The sequence below is a fragment of the Streptomyces sp. NPDC002588 genome, assembly GCF_040295925.1.
GTDB lineage: Bacteria > Actinomycetota > Actinomycetes > Streptomycetales > Streptomycetaceae > Streptomyces.
Window position 1 is genome coordinate 35,482 of sequence record NZ_JBEOWF010000061.1, and the last position, 18,669, is coordinate 54,150.

Here is an 18,669-nt window from a genome sequence, read left to right on the forward strand (position 1 = left end):
GTCAACCCTTGTGCGCTGCCCCATCCGTCACAATTGGGCCGCCCTATAGCCCGGCCCTATATCGTTTAGGGCATGGGGGAATTGGCACCTGACCTCTGGTCCCACCCGCAGTTGATCGCCGCCGTCGCCGCCGAGGACTGGGGCGCGGTCTTCCGCACGTACCGCAAGCTGACCGGCCTCAGCCAGACCAAGCTGGGCGAGCGCGTCGGCCTGGTCCAGCCGGACGTGTCCGCCATCGAACGCGGTCACCGCCGGGTCACCTCCGTGGAGGTGCAGCAGCGCATCAGGACCGGCCTGGACATCCCGGCGGACCTCGCCCGTGCGGGCTCCAGGGCCCCGGCTCAGGCGGTCGCTGGTCTCGTCCTACCCGGCCCCGGGCCCGATGACGACCTGCTGACCCGGGTGACGTCCGTGGTCGACTCCACGCACCGGGTCGACGCCCCCACACTCGACTGGCTCGACCGGCTGCTCGCCGAACACCGCCGGGCCGAGGACGAGATCGGCTCGCGCCCCCTCGTGGACGTGATGCGCCAGCAACTCCGCACCGTGGTCGACCTGTACGCCTCCGCCCGGGGACTGCTGGCCAACCGCGTCGTCCGGCTCGCCTCCGAGCACGCGCAGTTCCTCGCGTGGATGGCACAGGACCAGGGGCAGACGGCCGCCGCGCTCGCCTGGTACGACCGCAGCCACGAATGGGCGCTGGAGGCCGGTGACCCCAACATGGCCGCCACCACGCTGAGCATGAAGGCACACATGGCGTGGTCCGGCGGCCGGGGTGACCGGGCAGTCCGCCTCGCCGAGGCGGCCCGCTGGTCCGCCCCGGGCACGTCCCTCGGGGTACAGGGGATGGCCGCGCAGATGGCCGCCCGGGGCCACGCCCTCAACGGTGACGGAGACACCGCCGCCCGGCTCCTGGACGAGGCACAGAACCTCATCACCACCGCCGCCGAGCACCCTGAGGACGAGCCGGTCTGGATGTACTTCTACGGGGAGACCTGGTTCACGCTCCAACGGGGCATGGCCGCCCTGCACCTCAAGGACTGGCGTACCGCCGTCGACCACCTCACGGTCGGGCTGGCCGCCCTGCCGGACGAGTACCGGCGCGACAAGACCTGGTACCGCACCTGCCTGGCCCACGCCTTCGCCGGGGCCGGAGATGCCCCGCAGGCCCTCTCCGTGGCCCTGGCAGCGGTGCCCGACGCCTCCGCCGTCGGGCGCCCGCACTCCTGGAACGAGCTGCACACGACGGCCGCCGTGCTGCTGCGCCGGGGTGCCCCCGAGGGGCATCAGCTCGTCGCCGCTCTCCGCGAGTTCGACTGACGGGGTTTCTCCGAGGGCGGCACCGTCATGTGCCTCAGGGCTCGGAACAGTTGAGGCCGGCTGGCAGACCCCCAGCTCGGATCGGGTCGGGTAAGCCCCGGTAACCCCTGGAAAGCAGCGGTAACCCGCCGTACTCTGGGACCAGCAAGACGACCACGACCACAGACCAGCAGCACGCGGTCTGTGGTCTTTTTGCTGCGTGGGGTTGGTCCGGGTCCTGACCCGACCGGAGGCGCCCCGTGGGCGAACCCGCAACCCTCGACGAGGTCCGCCGCTGGCCCGCGCTCGTGTCCCTGGCACAGGCCGCACGAGCCCTCGGCTTCAGCATCACCACGTCCTACCGCCTGGACCGCCGGGGCGAGTTCCCCGTGCCCGTGCTGCGGGTGGCGGGCCCCCGCCGTGTACGTACGGCCGACCTGCTCGCCTTCCTGGAGGCGGGGGGTGCGTCCGCGTGACGGTCTACCCGTTCCTCGCCGCAGCCGCCGGAGGCTGGCTGTACGTCCGGGCCCGGCACCGCCAGTGGAAGGCGACCCGTGCCGCGCGCATGCAGCGCCGGGGGCACGAGCGGGCCTCGTCGCCCGCCCTGTCCGCGCGCCTGCTCCAGGCGTGGCGCTGGACGGCACCCCGGGCCTTCCCGTGGGCGTTCCGGTGGCGTCCGGCCCGGCGCCCCGGCCGGGGTGTCCCGCTGGCCCGGCCGGGCGTGCTCGCGTCCTGGGTCCAGGTGCGCCTGAGTCAGCACCTGCTCATCACCGGCGTCACCGGCTCCGGCAAGTCGTGCGTCCTCATCGTCGACGGGGTGTACGGCCAGCTGTACTCGGCCGGCCGGCACTTCGCAGTCCCCGGCGAGAAGAAGATCCTTTTCGCTGGGGACGAGCGGATGCCGTGGCTGCTCGGCGGCCAGCTGGCGGCGACGCTGCCGGACGTCACCGTCGTCGACCTACCCGAACCGAGGGGATCCGCTCTGGCACCCCGAAGGAAGGTACGCCGATGACCACAGCCGAAGCGCCGGCGCGACCGGCGCGCATCGACGCCGACCGAATTCGCCGCACGTACACAGCAGTTCTGGGAAAGCCCTGGACCGGCCTGCCACCCCTGGGAGGAGCGGAGCGGCGCGCGCACCTGGCGGGCGTCGAAGGCCACGAGGTGCCCGGCCACGGGGAGGGCGACCTTGTGATGGGCACGCGGCCCTCGGCAGTCGAGACGCTTGTCGAGCGCACCAGCCCGCTACACCGACATCGTGTCGTTGCCCGACGGCATCAAGGCCGAGCAGGTCACACCGCACCCCACCCGCAGCCTCCTCGGGATCCCGCCCAAGCTGCGGCGGACGCTCACCTGGGACCGGGGCAGCGAGATGGCCGTGCACCAAGCCTTCACCGCCGAGACGGGGGTGCCGATATATCTCTGCAAGCCTCGGAGCCCATGGCAGCGCGGCACCAACGAGAACACGAACGGGCTGTGCGGCAGTACATCCCGACTTGTATGGGGCAGACCTCCGCTCGTCCAGCCAGGCCGACCTGGACGCCATCGCACACCAGCTCGTCCACCGGCCTCGCAAAACCCACAGCTACCGCCTCCGGCAGTGGTCTGCGCTGACCTCCTGAACAGCGGTGCTGCGCTGACCGCTTGAGCTCGCCGCCGTCAGATCGATCGAACCTGTTGTCACGCCTTCTGACCTGGGCTAACGTCACAACTCACGACACCCATTTCCTCACAACTTCGCCGGGGCAAGGTTGGCGGTCGTGCCGCCGGGCGCCAGGGTCGACACCCAGGCGATCGGCCGGGGGACGACGACGGCGGTGAGCAGCCGGTAGAAGGCGGCCGCACCCAGGGACTCCGGATCGTGGTCGACGCGCATGTCAGCCAGTTCTACCCGACGACGGCGGCGAGGGCGGCGCCGGGGCGGCGGGATCGAGCGCCCGCCGACGGGTTCACCTGTCCGGTCCGTCCGTCCGCCCGGGCTCCGAGCGGACCTTGGCCACCGCCGCGGCCACCTGCTCCTGCACGGCATCGGCCGGCGGGGCGCCGTGGACCGCGGACACCAACTCCTGGGCGAGGTGATGCAGTTTGGTGTTGGTGTGCTGCGAGGCCTCGACCAGAACCCGCCAGGCGTCCTCGGCGCTCAGCGCGAAGGACGCCATGAGGATGCCGCGGGCCAGGTCGATCACCGGGCGGGTCTGCATGGCGCGCCGCAGCTGGACGACCTCGACGCGAAGGTCCTGCAGGGCGTCGGGGTCGTCGCCGTCGCGCGCGGACTCCGACTCGACGCCCCCGGGCCCGGGCCCGGGCTCGGACTCGGTCTCGGCGAAGAGCGGGCGGGTGCCGGTGAGGGTGAGGAGTCGTTCGACAGCGGGGCCGAGGGTGCGCAGGCCGATCGTCTTGCCCTGCTTCAGCCCCTGCCGGCGCAGACCGAGCAGCACGTTCAGGCCCGAGCAGTCGCAGAAACCGACACCGTCGAGCTCCAGGTCGACGCCACCGACGGCCGCACCCAGGGCGGCGCGCAGGGCGTGTTCCAGGTGTGCCGCGGACTCGAGGTCGAGTTCGCCGCGTACGACCACCACCACACGGTCGCCGTCCGGCCGGACTCCGATCTCGGGGACATACGCCGACCGGGCCTGCGGCACACCGCTCGCCTCAGCGTGCACCTGGGCGTCTCCCACTCCGAGGTCTCCGTCGTACACAGGCTCCGGCATGACCGCCTCCCCGGTCACTTTCCATACGACAACAATACTCACCCCGCGCCGGTCACCCGTCAACCGATACATGAAACGGAGTTCCGGTATTTGTATACATGAATGCCCAGCCGTAGTATTGCCCCATGGAAGGAGTTCCCGAGCCGCACAACGGATGGACGTTTCTGACCAACCACGCCCGCGTACTGGCGGTCATCGCGGACAACCACAGCGCCCGGATCCGTGACATCGCCGCACACTGCCGACTCACGGAACGCGCCGTCCAGAAGATCATCGCCGACCTGGAGCAGGACGGCTATCTGTCCCACATCAAGGAAGGGCGGGGAAACGTCTACCGGATCGAACCCGGCAAGGTGCTGAGGCACCCGGCCGAGGCAGGGTTGCAGGTGGCGGCCCTGCTCTCACTGCTCGCCCAGGACGAGGCCGCCCGGACCGGACACCCCGACTCGTAGGCGTTCCACGCGCGTCGACCGCCCGGCGGCCACGCCCTGACCACGGGGAACGGCGCCGAACCGGTCATTGCGGGCACCTTGACGGGGCGAGAGACGAAGGTCACGAATACGTATCGGACATTTAACGCTTCAATCTTCACGTCAGCCTCACATGTTGGTTAGGTTGACGCGCAGACCGCACGATCCCCCCGGTGCACCCCGCCGGGCCGCGCGGCCCAATCGCCTGACAGGGCACAGAGCTTGGGGCATCCTCGATTCGGGGCGGCCCGGATCCGCGGGCCGGTACGGCCGGCGGAGCACGGAAGGAGTACGTCTTCCATGGCGACGGAGGTCGGCGAGCCGAGCCGGTCGGAGGTCCAGCAGGCGGTCAACGCGCTGTACGACCGGGCCGAGAACGACACCGGGAACTTCAACGCGACGCGTGCCATGTCGGGCGCCGGCGGCCGGTCCGGTGTCTCCCTCGCCCGGGGCGGGCGCGGTTCGGATCCCTCGACCGACGCCATGACCCGCAAGTGGTTCGACGTGGCGCGCGGCAGCATCGGTCCGACCGTGCCCGCGGTGCTGCCGACCGACCGTATGCCCGCCCCTGCCGCCGCCCCTCGGGCCCCTCGGGTGCCGAAGGAGCTGGAGGAGGCTCTCGAGAGGAACAACGGTCCGCGTGCGCTGGAGCCCGGACGGCGGCTCGAGCTGGAGGCGCCCACGCGGCGTACCCCGGAGCTGACCACCCGCGCCGTCGCCGCGCTGCCCGCGGCGCCCGAGCGGGGGCCCGCGGCACTTGAGCCGCGCCGGGAGGAGCCGAAGGCCCTGCTGCCCGCGGCCGCCACGGCCTCGGCCGCCTCGCCGACGAACCGTCAGGCCTCGCTGAAGAACAGCAAGGAGCAGAACGGCCGCAAGCTCGCCGCGGCCCGGGAGCTGCTCGCCCGCACCCTGTCCCGGCCGACCGCCGCACAGCCCGCCGCCCCACAGCTCATGGCGGCGGCCCCGATGACGGCACAGACCATGGCCGCCCAGACCATGGCCGCCCAGACCATGGCACCGCAGGTCATGGCCACACAGTCCATGCCGGTCCAGACCATGCCGGTCCAGACCATGGCACCCCAGCCCATGGCCACGCAGACCATGCCCGTCCAAACCATGCCCGTCCAGACCATGGCACCCCAGCCCATGGCCACACAGTCCATGACGGCCCAGACCATGGCGGCCCCGCCCGCCGTGGTTTCGCAGCGCGCCGCGCAGCCGGGGGACACGGCGGAGCAGCGGGCGTACCGGGAGGAGGCCGCGGCCGCGTGGTCGGGACGGCCGACGTCCGCCGGTGCCGAGGCGCCCCCGCCGCCCGCCCGAGACGACAGCGGCCAGCTGCCCAAGGCCACCCTGATGGCGCCCCCGGCGCCGGGCTCGGGCTACGGCACGTCGGCGGCCGCCTTTCCGACGTCCGAATTCGGTGCCGCCAAGGCGCCGTTCGCCTTCCCCATGCCCGACGCCGCCGCGATGGCCACCCCCGCCGGCGGCACCCCGGTGCCCGACGCCGGTATGACGAAGCCGCCGTTCAGCTTCCCGATGCCGGACATCGCCGCGGGCACACCCGCGGGCGGCACCCCCGTACCCGCAGCCGGCCCGGCCAAGGCGCCGTTCGCCTTCCCCATGCCGGACGCCGCCGCGATGACCACCCCCGCCGGCGGTATCCCGGTGCCCGAAGCGGCCCGGACCCAGGCGCCGTTCGGCTTCCCGATGCCCGGCGCCGGTCCGGCCACGCCCGCCGGGGGCACGCCGATGACGAACACCGGCATCGCGACGCCGCCGTTCAGCTTCCCCATGCCGGACATCGCCGCGGGCACACCCGCGGGCGGCACCCCCGTACCCGAGGCGTCCGCGAGAGCCTCCTCGCCGTTCCCGACGTCCGAATTCGGCGTCGCGCAGCCGCCGTTCAGCTTCCCCATGCCGGACGCCGCCATGGGTACCCCGCCGGCCGGCACCCCGGTCCCCGCGGCCGCGCCGCCCGCTCAGACTGCCGCCTACCCGGCCCCCGAACTCGTGGGCGCCGTCGCCCCCATGCCCGGCTACCCGACGTCCGGAGCCGGCTTCACGGCACCGGCCGCTGCGGAGACGGCCGCGCCCGCCGCCGTCGTCACCGCACCGGTTCCCCCGGCTCAGGCCGCCGCCCCGATGGGTGCCACTTTCACGACGACCGGCACCGCCTATCTGGGGAAGGCGGACAAGGCGCTCGCCTTCGCGCGGGCACAGATCGGGCGGCCCTGTGTGTCGGGGGCGACGGGACCGGAGTCGTACGACTGCTCCAGCCTCACGCAGGCCGCCTGGCGGTCCGCCGGGGTCACCCTGCCACGGTCCGCGATCGACCAGGCCAAGGCCTTCACCCGGGTCGGGCTCGACCAACTCCGCGCCGGGGACCTCGTGTTCTTCCACGACGACCTCAGCCATGTCGGACTGTGCACGGACGGCGGCAACATGATCCACGCCCCGGGGCCGGGCGCCCACATCCGCGAGGAGTCCATCCTGTCCGTCGGAGAGGGCACGGTGCGCGGCGCGGTACGCCCCGCGTGAGGTGACCTGGCCGCGGCCCCGTACGCGCCCGTACGTCGAAGGCCGCCACGCAGCTGCGTGGCGGCCTGATCCGGCGTTCCGTTTCCCCCATGGCATCGGTCGGCCGGGTCCGGCCGATGCGGCGTCAGCGCGTCACGGAACCTGAGCGCGACTGGGTTCTGCGGACGTTGTTGTAGGCGCGCAGAAGCAGCTTCGACACCGCGCAGGGCGACATGTCGACCTGGCACTGGCGGCACGTCCGTGTGTGCCCCTCATATGCGGTACGGGCCTGCTGCAGGGCGTCCTCGGGCGACGTCATGGGGGTCCTCCGAACGAAACGACGGTCACCGGGGGCCATGGCTACTTGCCAGTAGCCCCCACCTCGAGCGCCAGTGGATCATGTTACTCACGGTAGCGGAAAATGGGATTCCGGCCGTTCCGGCAACGATCTCCGTTCACTTGGCGTGAACTCACCTGTGTCGGCGGGCGAAGCTGCGAGGATGCGCGGGACCCGCTCGCGACGACGTGCGGGACCCGCTCACCACGACGCAGGGGGCAGGCTTGGCAGACAAGGACGACGGGCGGCGCGCGGCGGCGGTGTTCGACGCGCTGGGGTCCGGGTACGAGAAGGCGTTCGCGCACTCCGAGGCGCACCGCAGGTCCCTGGAGTGGCTGCTCGGCCGGCTCGCGCCGGGCAGCCGGGTGCTGGACGTGGGCAGCGGCACCGGCCGGCCGACGGCCGAGACCCTCGTCCGGGCGGGCCACGACGTGCGGGGTGTCGACGTCTCCCCCGTGATGGTCGGCCTCGCCGCACGCCAGGTGCCGGGAGCAGCCTTCACCTGCGCGGACGTACGGCGACTCGCGCTGGAGGAAGGCTCGTTGCACGCGGTCTGCGTGTACTTCTCGCTGCTCCAGATGGACCGCGGGGAGCAGACGGAGCTGATCGGCCGGCTCGCGCGGGCGCTGGTGCCGGGCGGCAGTCTCGTCCTCGCGACGGTGCCGCTGGACGTGGAGGGCGTGGACACGGTGTTCATGGGACAGCCGGTCCGGGTCACCAGTTTCGCCGGGGAGGCGCTCGCGGAGGTGGTACGGGACGCGGGTCTGACCGTGCTGGCCGAGGAGAACGTGCTGTTCACCCCGGACCATCCCGAGGCCGGACCCGAGCCCCACCTCTTCCTGTACTGCGGCAGGGAGTAGGCCGGTCGGGAACCGTTCCCAGGGCGTGTTCCGAAAGTCCCGCCCGCCTGGCGACGCTATTTTCGGAACACGCCCTGGGCTTCGAGGCGCGCCGTGAGGGACAGGACCAGGGCCGCCGAGCCCGTGCCGAGGAGCGCGCCCGCGATGACGTCACCCGGGTAGTGGACGCCGGTGTGGACGCGCGAGTAGCCGACCGCGCAGGCCAGCAGGCCCAGCGGGACGGCGGCGGCCGGGAGGGCCGGGCCGACGGCGGCCGCGAAGGCCACGGCGGAGGCGGTGTGCCCGGAGGGGAAGGACGCGGAGTCCGGCATCGGCACATGCCGTCCCGGGAACGGCGAGTCCGCGTCCCGGTGCGGTCGCGGACGTCGCACGAGCCGCTTGCCGAGGAGGTTGGCGGTCGTCGAGGCCACGCCTATGGCGGCGACGCCCAGGGCTGCGGCGCGGCGCGAGCGGCGGCCGCCGGACACGGCGATGCCCACGGCGACCGCGAAGGAGATCTTCGAGTGGTCGGCGGCCGCGGACAGCCTGCGCAGCGCGCTGTCCAGGGTGGGGGTCCGGGTCACGGTGACCGCCTCGTACAGCGCCTGGTCGAGGGTGGCGAGGTCGCGGACCAGATGCGGGGTGGTCGGCTTCGGCAGTCGGTCAGACATCGTAGGCTTCCTTGATCGTGCGGGGGTCGGGGCGGCCGAGCGCAAGGCGGACCACGCGTCTCCAGTCGACCGTAGGGGGCGCGTAGGGGGCGCCGGGGCGGTGCTTGGGCACACGGACCCGCAGCACCCTGGGCCGTACGGTGCACACGACCGGGGTGGGCAGTTCGAGAGCCTCGCCGTCGACGGCGACCGGGATGCGGTCCCGGTCGGCCTCGACGACGACGCGGTGGGAGGTGAGCGAGGTGATGCCGCTGGCCCGTTCGCCGAGCAGGGCCAGTTCGGCGGCCTGGGCGGGGCCGTCCACCCGGACGCCGATCGCGCCGAGCAGCCCGGTGTCCAGCCGGGGGCGGCGGCCGCCGCCGATCGGGTCGGCGCGGGCGTAGGGGTTGTTGCTGACCAGGAGGGCCTGCGGCGCGTGGAGCCCGGTGTCGTCGGCGCGGACGTCGAGGACCGGTCCGGCCTGGCCCTGCAACAGCTCGGGCAGGTGCTCCAGCGCGGTGGCGGCCTTCGCGTCGCGGTACGCGGGGTTCTGCACTATCTCGGCGTACGCCCCGAAGGAGACGGTGTTGACGAACGGCCGTCCGTCGACGTCGCCGAGATCGACGCGGAGTTCGACGCCCTGTGTGAGGGCATCGAGGCTGCGCACGGGATCGGTGCGGTCCAGGCCGAGGTCCATCGCGAAATGGTTGCGGGTACCGGCGACGACGACCAGGAACGGCAGGTCGTGCTCGGCGGCCACGGCCGCGACCAGCGCCTGGGTGCCGTCGCCGCCCGCCACGCCGAGCAGGTCCGCGCCCTCGGCCACGGCCTTGCGGGCCTCCGCGACCGGATCGTCCCAGCCGTCGCCGGTGCCGAGCAGGACCACCCGGGCGCCCAGGGCCTCGGCGCGCTCGGCGAGGCCGTGCTTGACGACCTTCCCGCCGCCCGAACGCACGTTCATGATCAGGACGGGTCGGCGGGGCGGCGGGGTGCGCCGGCCGTGCGTGCCCTTGGGGCGGCGCAGGCCGCGCAGCGAGGCGCGGGCCGAGGCCAGGGCGGCGGCCCACAGCGCGAGGGCGCCGACCGCGACCACCCACAGCCCGGACGTGGCGTACAGCACGAGTACGCAGACGGGGGTGGCGACGGCGACCACTCCGCCGAGGAACCGGGCCCCGCCCCGGTGGGCCAGCATCCACCACACGCCGGCGCCGGCCAGCGCGAGGCCGGCCAGGCCGGTGAGCAGGACCAGCCAGCCGCCGGACCCGGCGCCGCCCGCCACCACCAGCACACAGCCCACGACCAGCGCCAGGGCGAGCCGGGCCCACCAGCGTGCGCGGGTGAGAGCGTCCTTGATCGTCGGGCCCGAGGTTCTCGTCGTCCGTGTCTCGTTCACGATGCGCCCGCCATGCTTGTGGGGTCCCCCTGTCGTGGGTCGACAGCGCCGTCGATCAATTGTCCATGCCGCAGCGGCCGAACGGGACAGCGGTGTCCCCGGGAGCCTCCAGACGGCAGAAGCAGGACGCCCGCACGGGTACGTCGGCCAGCGCGGCCGCGAACTTCAGCTGGTGGGCGACGAGCAGCGCCTCCGCGTCCTTGCCCTGGCGGACCAGGCACTCGTGGAGGCCGTGCAGGGACCAGACGTTGCCGGGGTGCTGGGACGGGCGTGGCAGGGTGTCGTCGAGTCCCAGGTCGGCGCGGTACACCGCCTCCGCCTCGGCGATCCGGCCCTGCTCGAGCAGCAGGGCGCCGTAGGCATGCCGGGTGGGCTGCATCCAGCCCCACGGCTCGTCGTAGGGAAGGGCGTCGTCGAGGGCGATGGACCGCTCCAGGGCCGCGAAGGCCAGGTCGTAGTGACCCTTGCGGTACTCGAGTTCGCCGTCCAGCATCGCGGAGGCGATCGCGAGGATGTCCTCGCAGGTGTTGTTGAACAGCATGCGGGTCGACTGGACCCGGTCGGCCGCGGCGCGGAACGACTCGCGTTCGGCCTCCGCCTCGGGCACCCGGCCGGTGGCGGAGAGGGCGACACCGCGGGCGTAGTGCTGAAGCGCGGTGGTGAAGGTGTGGAGCTCCTGGTCGGCGGGGAACGGCAGGCCGAGGATGTCCTGCCAGCGGCCGAAGCGGATCAGCACGTGGAACCGCATGCCGCAGAAGGCCTCCAGCCAGTCGGCCATGGGCGGGCTCTGCACCCGCAGCAGTTCCTCCGGGATCGCCGCCTCCAGGCGTTCCGCGCTCTCCAGGGCGGTCCCGCACTGGCCGAGGAACATCGCGCCGTAGATCTTGAAGTGGTGGTTGTGGCAGCGGTACAGCGTGTAGAAGTTCATCGCGCCGGAACGGGCGACGGCCTTCTCGTCGGCGGCGATCGCGGCCGTGTTGTCGGTGACGACCCGCCGGTAGTCGCCGCAGAGCACGTCCAGGTGCGAGGGCATGTGCTGGAGGTGTCCGGCGTCGGGCACCAGGCCGCGCAGCCGGTCGGCGACCTGGAGGGCGGCCTCGGGAGTCGGGGACATCTCCATGAGGTGGACGTAGAAGTGCAGCACGCCGGGGTGCCGGGCCGCCGCCCCGTCGGCGAGGGCACGTTCGAGCACCTCCTTCGCCGCCGTGGTGCGGGCGCCCTCGGCGGGCCGGCCGGTGCGCAGGTCCCACAGCTGCCAGGGGGTGAGGTTCATCAGGGCGTCGGCGTACAGGGCGGCGACGTCCAGGTCGTCGGGGGCGAGTTCGTGGACCGCGCGCATGGCGTCGGCGTACGGCTCGTTCCACACCGCGCAGTCCCGCGCGGGCCGGGTCTGCGGGTAGCGGGCGCGCAGCGCGCCGATCAGGGCCCGCTCGACGGGTGTGACACCGGCGGCCTTCTCGTGGGCGAGTTCGACGGCGGCGTGCGTGCGGGCGACCGTCCGCGCGAGGTCGTCCTCGTCGAAGAACTCCCAGGGCTTGTTGTAGTTGGGGCCGAGGGCGTAGGCGATGCCCCAGTGCGCCATCGCGCAGTCGGGATCGGCACGGACCGCGGCCTCGAAGCAGGCGACGGCCTCCTCGTGGTGGAAGGCGTACGACCACACGAGTCCGCGGTCGAACCACGACTGCGCCTCCGGCGAGGAGGTCGTCACCGGCCGGTGGTGGGTGCCGAGATCGTAGTGGTAGTCCCCGTGGTCCACATGGTCCATGGATTCCATGGTGCTCCCGTCGTCGCACTTCGCGTTTCGAGCGACGTATACCGTGCGGACCGGCGCCGGGCGGCGTCTCGGGGGCGGGTGCACCCGTACGGGGTGAGGGGCCCGTCGCCGGTGCGACGGGCCCCTCGAGATGGTCGGACGTGCTCAGGCCTTCCGGCGGACGTCGCGGTAGAGGACGACGAAGCCTGCGATCACCAGGAGCCCTCCGGCGGCCGCGGGCCACAGGCTGGTCCCGGTCTCGGCGAGGCTGCCCTCGACGGCCTGGGGCTGGGTACCGCTGCCGATGCCGCTGCCCGTGCCGGGGTCGGCCGGGATGGCGGAGGCCGTGGCGGCCGGGGACGGCGTCGTCTGTTCCGGAGCCGTCGCGGCGGTGCCTATCTCCTCGCCCGCGGGGGTTTCGGGCCGGGAAGTGGCGGCCTTGGGCGCGTCGGCCGTGGGCTCGGTGTAGGCGCGGGTGTCCGTGTCGGGCGAGGCGCCCACGGGGTCGGTCCCGGCGGACGCGGTGCCTGCCGGTTCGGTCACCGGGGACTGGGGCTCCTGGGAGTTGTCGACGTCAGAGCCGTTGTCGTCACCGGAGCCGTTGCCGTTGTCGCCGGCGTTGTCGTCACCGTTCCCGTTGTCACCGCCGTTGTTCCCGTTGTCACCGCCGTTGTTCCCGTTGTCACCGCCGTTGTTGTCGCCGCCACCGCCGTTGCCGTTGTCGCCGCCGTTGCCGGAGCCGTCGTCTCCTGTGCCCGCGCCGCAGGTCCGGCCCTCGTTGATGCAGTCGACCATCGTGTTCATCAGGTCCTCGTCGAAGACGTTGATGAAGTCGCCGTGGTCGGTCACCGGCTTGTGCAGCTGCTCCGGGAAGGAGTCCACGGCGAACAGCGGCGTCGTACGGCCGCCGTCGGCGAGGCTCGGCGCGTCGACGTCGTACACGATGCGCTGGACCAGTTGCGGGATCGCCTCGAAACCGGTCGGGCAGCTGCCGTCGGGGGCCGCGAAGGCCACGTGGGTGCGGTGGTTGGCGCTGTCGATGTTGCTGCCGTCCCAGCAGCTCTGGAAGCGGAAGGTGCGCACCACGTCGCTGCCGGCCGGGCAGAGCGGGTACTTGTCCTTCAGCTGGCGGTCCTCGAGGCCGGTGCAGCTCCAGGAGGCGTTGGCGTTGGCCGGCCCGTTGACGAAGGCCTTGGCGTCGCCGGTGATGATGCGCAGCAGCCGCGGCATCGCGGTGACCTTGGAGCGCGGGTTTCCGACGAAGGTGAGGGTCACTTCCTTGGGGGTGACGATCTCACCGGCGTTGCCCTCGATGCCGCCGCCGGGGCTGTTCGCGTCCTGCTCCTGGGTGCCGTTCTGCAGCCGCAGGACGGGCCAGTAGTACGTGGACTTGTCGCCCTGGTCCGCGCAGCTCGTCTCCGCGTTCGCCAGGTCCTCGTCGGAGGCGAAGGCGGTGTTGGACTGGTTGCCGACGTAGTCGTGGAAGTGGTGGGCGCCGTTGCTGACGCCGGGGGCCACGATGACGTTGTCGGAGTTGAACAGCCCGTTCTCGTTCACTCCGCAGCTGGTGACGAAGGTGCCGCGGGAGGGGCCGGAGCCCGGGTCGGAGGTCTGCTGGGCGGGCTGGACCGAGGTGATGTCCGCGTAGTCGCCGGCGACCGGACCGTTGCCGGCCTGACCGCCGTTGCCCTGCTGGCCGTTCTGACCGGACCCCTGAGCCGGGCCCTGTCCCTGACCGTCGTTCTGCCCCTGACCCTGACCCTGGTCTTCGCCCTGCCCTTGGCTCTGTCCCTGCTGCTCCTGGGTGATGCGCAGGGTGCAGGCGGCCATCGAGTCCAGGCCCTCCGGGCGTTCGCCTGCCCGGTCGATCGCTTCCGCGATGCGGTCGATCGTGGCGCCGCGCTTCTCCTTCAGCGGGTTCATGACCGCGTTGTCGGCGAAGCCGGAATCCTGCCGTACCGCCTGTGCCTGGTCCTGGAGTTGGCGGTAGGCGGCGGCGATCTGCTCGTCGAGGAGGGCGAGTTCGCGGTCGACCTCGGGCGAGGCCTGCTCGGGGACGGAGGTCAGGCTGTTGCCGACGTCAGGGCAGTCGATGGTGACCGAACCCCCGCCGGTCAGTTCCGCGGTCTCGCCGTTGGAGGTGGCCGAGGCATAGACGTTCACCGCCATCAGCCCACCGCCGCCGAGGATCAGTGCGACCGCCGCGAAGGTCGCACGTCGTCCGCCCGTCGGGCGTCTGCGCCTGTTGTGTACCAAGGAGTGCTCCTACACGTCGTCATCGGCGGACAGGCATGAAAATCCCCCGGTCCCATACGCGGCCCGACGCAGGAGTGTTCAACGATTTCGCGAATTCATATCAAGATCTCAGGTGGGGCGTCCTTCCTGCGTCTTCGCCGACGCGCCCGAGAGGGCCAGGGGTACACGGAGGGACCGCGGCAGACGGCCGCGTTCGTGGACCAGGCCCAGGACGACGGCGGCACCGACGGCTATCAGATGCTCGCGGCCGGCCAGGTTGGGCTTGGCGATCGACTCGACGACCATCGAGCCGCCGGTGAGGGCGAAGACGACGGGGGCGCGGCGCACGACCGAGAGGTACGTGAACAGTCCGACGACCGCCGCGGACGGGCCCGTGTCGAGGACCCGCCCCGCCTCGGGCGACAGCCCGAGCCCCCACCAGCCGGGGCCCATCGCGATCATCACCCGCACGGTGAGGGTGCCCGCCAGCGTGGCGGCGTAGGCGACGAACAGGGTCCGGCGCCGGCCGAGGGAGAGTTCGGCGAGGGCGAAGGCGAGGAAGAGCTGCGTGATGCCGGCCCACACCGGCAGGTCGAGGGCGGGGACGTACAGGGAGATCGGGGTGCGCAGCAGGGCCAGCCACAGCGGGAGGTCGCCCTGGACGCCGCCGAGGATCCGGACGGCCGTCGCCCCGGCCGGGCGTTGCGCAAGGGCGTGGAAGAAGATCACGCCCGCGCAGGCGACGAACGCCAGCAGCAGGGCGGAGGGGCCACGCCTGCGGAGCTGCCGTACCGGGTCGACGACGATGCCGTACCACTCGTCCCGCAGGGTCCGCCCGAGAAGCGCGGCCGCGCGCCACGGGACGCCTCCGCGCCGCTCTTCGGCGGGGCGGTCGTCGTCACGCCTCTCGGCGCCGCGGTCGTACCGCCGCTCCACTTCCGGCCGCAGGATCACCATGCTTCCCCCCGGGAAACTCTCGTCGCACACCGTTCGCATCCGTGCGACTCCGCCTTGGTCCCCGTGCCGGTGTCGCTCCTCTGAAGACGCCGAGAGGGCCCGCGAGGATCATTCCGACGGGGAAATGAGGGGTTTGTTCGGTTCGGACGCGTTCAGCTCCACAGCTCCGCGCTGTCGCAGACCCGGGCTCCCATGTTCCGTTCCATCATCCGCAGGGCCGCGTCGGCGAGATCGGCGTGGATGTGGGCCACGGCGTCCCCTGGCACGGTCGTGCGCAGATGACGGAGGTGGGCGTCGAGGGCCGAGTACAGGACGCACTCTTCGGTGACCTGCCCGCACAGGACGAGGTGGTCGATGCCCTCCTGGTCGAGCAGATACGACAGCGGGGTCTGGAAGAAGATCGAGTGCCGCGCCTTGACCACGAAGAGGGAGTCCTCGTCGGGCCGCAGGGGCTCGACGAGGTCGGCGTGCGGCCCGGAGAGTGCCTCGGCAAGGAGTTCGCCGTGGTGGGAGCGCCACTGGCCGAAGTTGTCGTTGACGTAGATGACGGGGACTCCGCCGCGCCGGGCCCGCGTCAGGAGCGCGGCGGCCACCGGGACCATGGCGCGCGCCGACGGCAGCAGGAGGCCGGCGTCCTGATGGCCGTAGGTGTTGATCATGTCGATGACGATCAGCGCGGTCTTGCCCATGCGGCCATGGGTGCCCCGCCCGGGCGCCCGGTACGACGGCACGTCACCCGCCCTCACCCGAAGGCCTGAACCACCGCGTCCGGGAGGCACCGGAGCGTGACGGTCCGCTGATCGCCCCGCCGTCGAAGGGTTGCGCACCGATCGCCCCCGCCTGCCGCGCGGGGCGGTACCCGGCGTGCCCCGCGCCGGTCTCAACGCCCCCGCGCGCCTACGGCCGTCACGCGCGCCGCGAGCAGTTGCAGCGCGGCGGCCGTCAGCAGGGCTCCCGGCAGGGACCGGGCGGCGAGCAGCCCGGCGGCCGCGGCACCGAGCGCGAATCCGGTGATCTTCACACTGGCCCCGGTGGTGAAGATCTGCGCGCGCAGCGACTCCGGCGCCTCCCGGTGCCGTACCGCGAACAGCGCGGCCAGTTGCGGCCCTTCACCCGTTCCGGCCAGTACGGCGGCCAGGACGACCGGGGCCGGGCGGCCCGTCGCCGCGAGTGCCGCCGCTCCGGCCTGGATCAGTGCCCCGCCCCGGAGTACGGCGCCGGGGTCCGGGCCGGGCGCCCGGCGGGCGAGGGCCGCGTTGGCGAGGAGCGCGGCGGCGGCCGAGCAGGAGAGCAGCAGCGCACCGTCGGCGGCCGCGCCGAGCGCCCGCGCGCCGAGGAGCGGGAGGCAGGCGGTGACCATGCCCTGGGCGGCGCACGAGACGGTGGAGCCGAGGGTGGCGGCGGCGAGGTGCCGGTTCCCGGCCACGTACCGGATTCCGGCGCCGATCCGCCCCCGCGCCGGGTCCGCGGCCGGCCCCGTCACAGCCGGTGTGCCGCGGCCCGGATCCCCGCGCAACCGGACCGCCACGCCCGCCGCCCCGCAGATCAGCCATGCAGCCCCGGCCACCGCCGTCCGGGCGCCCAGGGTGTGGGCGGTCACGGCCGCGAGGGCGGGTCCGGCCAGGGCGGCCGCGTCGAAGGTCATCGCGTCGAGTGCGGCGGCCCGGGCGGGGCCGGACCGCGTGGGCGGCATCGGCAGCTGTGCCGTCCAGCCTCCCCCCGGCGCGGGCCCGGGCAGCCCGGTGAGCACCGCGAGCAGGACCGTGATCGGGAAGGGGAGCCTGCCGAGTCCGAGGAGGACGGCCGTCAGGCCCAGCGCGTGCAGGCACAGTGCCGCCGCCAGGAGCCGGCCGGGGCGGCGCGCCCGGTCCAGGAGAGCGCCGAGCAGGGGGCCGCCGGCCGCTGCCGCCACGGTCGCCGCGGCGAGCAGCACCGAGGCGGCGGCCGAGGAGCCGGTGACAGCGAACGCGGCGAGCAGCAGTGCGGGGCCGGACATCTCGTCACCGGTGCGGGCGGTCACGGCGCCGACCAGGTACCAGCGCAACGCGTAACGCTTCTTCATCCGCGTGACGTTACGCAGGTAACTCAAAACTCATCAACATGCGTTACATTGCCCGCGTGCTGCCTCCCGCCGACGACTGGTCCACCCGGCACTCCGTCCTGGCCACCGCGCGCCGTACCGCGGCCCTTCTCAACGCCCTCGCGGGCGACCGGCCGCCCGCGCCGGAGGCCGTCGCCGAGGTGCTGCGCGCCCATGGAGAGCCGGAACCCCTCCGCCTCACGGCCGAGGACGTCGACCGGATGCGGGCGGCCGGTGAGCCGTTGCGGGAGGTCTTCGCCGCCGAGGACGCGGACCGTGCGGCAGAGCTCCTCAACCGGCTGCTGAGTGAGCACACCGGCCCGCTGCGCCTCACCGCGCACGCGGGCCGCACGCCCTGGCATCCGCATCTCGACCGGTCGGACGACGGCCCCTGGGACGAGTGGCTGCTCGCCTCCTCCTGCATGGCGCTGGCGGTCCTCGTCTGGGACCGGCAGCGGCCGCCCGGCCGGGTCTGTGCGTCGTCCTCCTGCGGCAACGTGTTCGTCGCGCAGGGCAGCGGCCCCGAGCGCCGCTACTGCTCCCGCCGCTGCGCCACCCGTGAACGCGTCGCCGCACACCGCCGGTCCCGGGGCGCGCGGGACGTCTGAGCGCTCGCGTTACAGTGCACCGCCGACATCGAGAGGAGACAGCGCGGTGCGCTTCGGGGTGGGGAACGCGGGGCGGCAGAGGGTGGCGCCGGCCGTCCTGCTGGCCGTACTGGTGACGGGCTGTTCGGGCGCGGACGGGGAAACGGCCGGGGAGGCGGCAGGCAGGTCGGCGACGGCCACGGCGACCGCCGAGCCGGCCCGACGGGGGGCGACGGTCGGTGCCGCCGGCTCGGCCTGCGAGCTGCCGGTCACCTTCGACACCGCGAGGTCCTGGAAGGCCGAGGCCGTCGACGCCGGGCAGGCGGGCGAATCGGGCGGCGATCTCGCCGAACTGGCCGACGCGGTCCTGCACCAGGGCCCGGTCACCATGGTCTGCGAGATCGACGCCAAGCCCGCCGGGCACATCGGGTTCCTGCGTGTCTGGACCGGCAGGCCCGGCGACGCCGGCCCGCGCGAGGTCCTGGCCGCCTTCGTGGCCGCGGGCGAGGACGCCTCCGAGGAGAAGTACCGCACCTTCACGTCCGGTGACGTCACCGGCACCGAGGTCGAGTACCTCACGACCAGCGAGGCCCTGGACGAGCCGAAGAAGGAACGCGCCCTGGCCGTCGTCACGGCCGACGGTCCCGTGGTCCTGCACCTGGGCGGTCTCGACAGCCAGGAGCACGAGGAGATGCTCCCCGCGTACGAACTCGCCAGGGACACCCTGCGCACCACGGCCTGACCCCCGGGCCTCGCCACGGCCCGGCCGGGCCGCACACTCCGGCCGGCGGCCTCCCCCGGTGGTGCGCGGATGCGCGTCGGGGCAGGTGTGGCGCAT

16 protein-coding genes and 1 pseudogene are annotated in these 18,669 nt (G+C 73.0%); 8 read left to right on the forward strand and 9 right to left on the reverse strand.

What is annotated here, in order from left to right; all coding sequences use genetic code 11:
• Positions 1-72: 72 nt before the first annotated feature.
• From ABT057_RS44075 to ABT057_RS44085, 3 genes are all read left to right on the forward strand, one after another.
• Entirely contained in the window at positions 73-1,320 is a 1,248-nt protein-coding gene (locus ABT057_RS44075) for an NsdA family TPR-like regulatory protein (protein WP_352350089.1), read from the forward strand.
• A gap of 239 nt (positions 1,321-1,559) precedes the next feature.
• Entirely contained in the window at positions 1,560-1,775 is a 216-nt protein-coding gene (locus ABT057_RS44080) for a helix-turn-helix transcriptional regulator (RefSeq protein ID WP_352350091.1), read from the forward strand.
• Positions 1,772-2,311 (forward strand): hypothetical protein, encoded by a 540-nt coding sequence (locus ABT057_RS44085; RefSeq protein WP_352350093.1) that lies wholly within the window; start codon positions 1,772-1,774, stop codon positions 2,309-2,311. Before ABT057_RS44080 ends, ABT057_RS44085 begins: the two co-directional genes overlap by 4 nt.
• Before the next feature lie 729 nt (positions 2,312-3,040).
• On the opposite strand, the pseudogene ABT057_RS44090 reads toward ABT057_RS44085, so the two are convergent.
• Positions 3,041-3,175: pseudogene (locus tag ABT057_RS44090) on the reverse strand (flavin reductase family protein); the annotation flags it as partial.
• 73 nt (positions 3,176-3,248) lie between these two features.
• Positions 3,249-4,010: an ANTAR domain-containing protein gene (locus ABT057_RS44095; protein WP_352350094.1), complete on the reverse strand. Its 762-nt coding sequence runs from the start codon at positions 4,008-4,010 to the stop codon at positions 3,249-3,251.
• A gap of 125 nt (positions 4,011-4,135) precedes the next feature.
• Between ABT057_RS44095 and ABT057_RS44100 the strand changes: the two genes are divergently transcribed.
• From ABT057_RS44100 to ABT057_RS44110, 3 genes are all read left to right on the forward strand, one after another.
• Positions 4,136-4,462, forward strand: a complete 327-nt coding sequence (locus tag ABT057_RS44100) for a helix-turn-helix transcriptional regulator (protein ID WP_352350095.1) — start codon at positions 4,136-4,138, stop codon at positions 4,460-4,462.
• A 318-nt stretch (positions 4,463-4,780) separates the two neighbouring features.
• The gene (locus tag ABT057_RS44105; RefSeq protein ID WP_352350097.1) at positions 4,781-7,021 is read left to right on the forward strand and encodes a C40 family peptidase; all 2,241 of its coding nucleotides are present in this window, start codon (positions 4,781-4,783) and stop codon (positions 7,019-7,021) included.
• Between the two features lie 540 nt (positions 7,022-7,561).
• Complete coding sequence (locus ABT057_RS44110) at positions 7,562-8,197, forward strand: class I SAM-dependent methyltransferase (protein ID WP_352350099.1); 636 nt, start codon at positions 7,562-7,564, stop codon at positions 8,195-8,197.
• 56 nt (positions 8,198-8,253) lie between these two features.
• Here ABT057_RS44110 and ABT057_RS44115 read toward each other — a convergent pair whose 3' ends face one another.
• From ABT057_RS44115 to ABT057_RS44145, 7 genes are all read right to left on the reverse strand, one after another.
• Positions 8,254-8,847 (reverse strand): phosphatase PAP2 family protein, encoded by a 594-nt coding sequence (locus tag ABT057_RS44115; RefSeq protein WP_352350101.1) that lies wholly within the window; start codon positions 8,845-8,847, stop codon positions 8,254-8,256.
• The gene (locus ABT057_RS44120; RefSeq protein ID WP_352350103.1) at positions 8,840-10,219 is read right to left on the reverse strand and encodes a diacylglycerol/lipid kinase family protein; all 1,380 of its coding nucleotides are present in this window, start codon (positions 10,217-10,219) and stop codon (positions 8,840-8,842) included. The genes ABT057_RS44115 and ABT057_RS44120 overlap by 8 nt, the downstream gene beginning before the upstream one ends.
• Before the next feature lie 55 nt (positions 10,220-10,274).
• Positions 10,275-11,984, reverse strand: coding sequence for a tetratricopeptide repeat protein (locus ABT057_RS44125; protein WP_352350105.1), 1,710 nt, complete (start codon positions 11,982-11,984; stop codon positions 10,275-10,277).
• Between the two features lie 153 nt (positions 11,985-12,137).
• Positions 12,138-14,141, reverse strand: coding sequence for a DUF1996 domain-containing protein (locus ABT057_RS44130; protein WP_352350131.1), 2,004 nt, complete (start codon positions 14,139-14,141; stop codon positions 12,138-12,140).
• 195 nt (positions 14,142-14,336) lie between these two features.
• Positions 14,337-15,164: a hypothetical protein gene (locus tag ABT057_RS44135; RefSeq protein ID WP_352350107.1), complete on the reverse strand. Its 828-nt coding sequence runs from the start codon at positions 15,162-15,164 to the stop codon at positions 14,337-14,339.
• A gap of 152 nt (positions 15,165-15,316) precedes the next feature.
• Positions 15,317-15,853 (reverse strand): cysteine hydrolase family protein, encoded by a 537-nt coding sequence (locus ABT057_RS44140; protein WP_352350109.1) that lies wholly within the window; start codon positions 15,851-15,853, stop codon positions 15,317-15,319.
• Between the two features lie 191 nt (positions 15,854-16,044).
• Positions 16,045-17,226 (reverse strand): MFS transporter, encoded by a 1,182-nt coding sequence (locus ABT057_RS44145; protein ID WP_352350111.1) that lies wholly within the window; start codon positions 17,224-17,226, stop codon positions 16,045-16,047.
• A gap of 38 nt (positions 17,227-17,264) precedes the next feature.
• Between ABT057_RS44145 and ABT057_RS44150 the strand changes: the two genes are divergently transcribed.
• Positions 17,265-17,852, forward strand: coding sequence for a CGNR zinc finger domain-containing protein (locus ABT057_RS44150; protein WP_352350113.1), 588 nt, complete (start codon positions 17,265-17,267; stop codon positions 17,850-17,852).
• Positions 17,853-17,898: 46 nt separating this feature from the next.
• Positions 17,899-18,573 (forward strand): lipoprotein, encoded by a 675-nt coding sequence (locus ABT057_RS44155; protein WP_352350115.1) that lies wholly within the window; start codon positions 17,899-17,901, stop codon positions 18,571-18,573.
• The last annotated feature ends 96 nt before the right edge of the window (positions 18,574-18,669 follow it).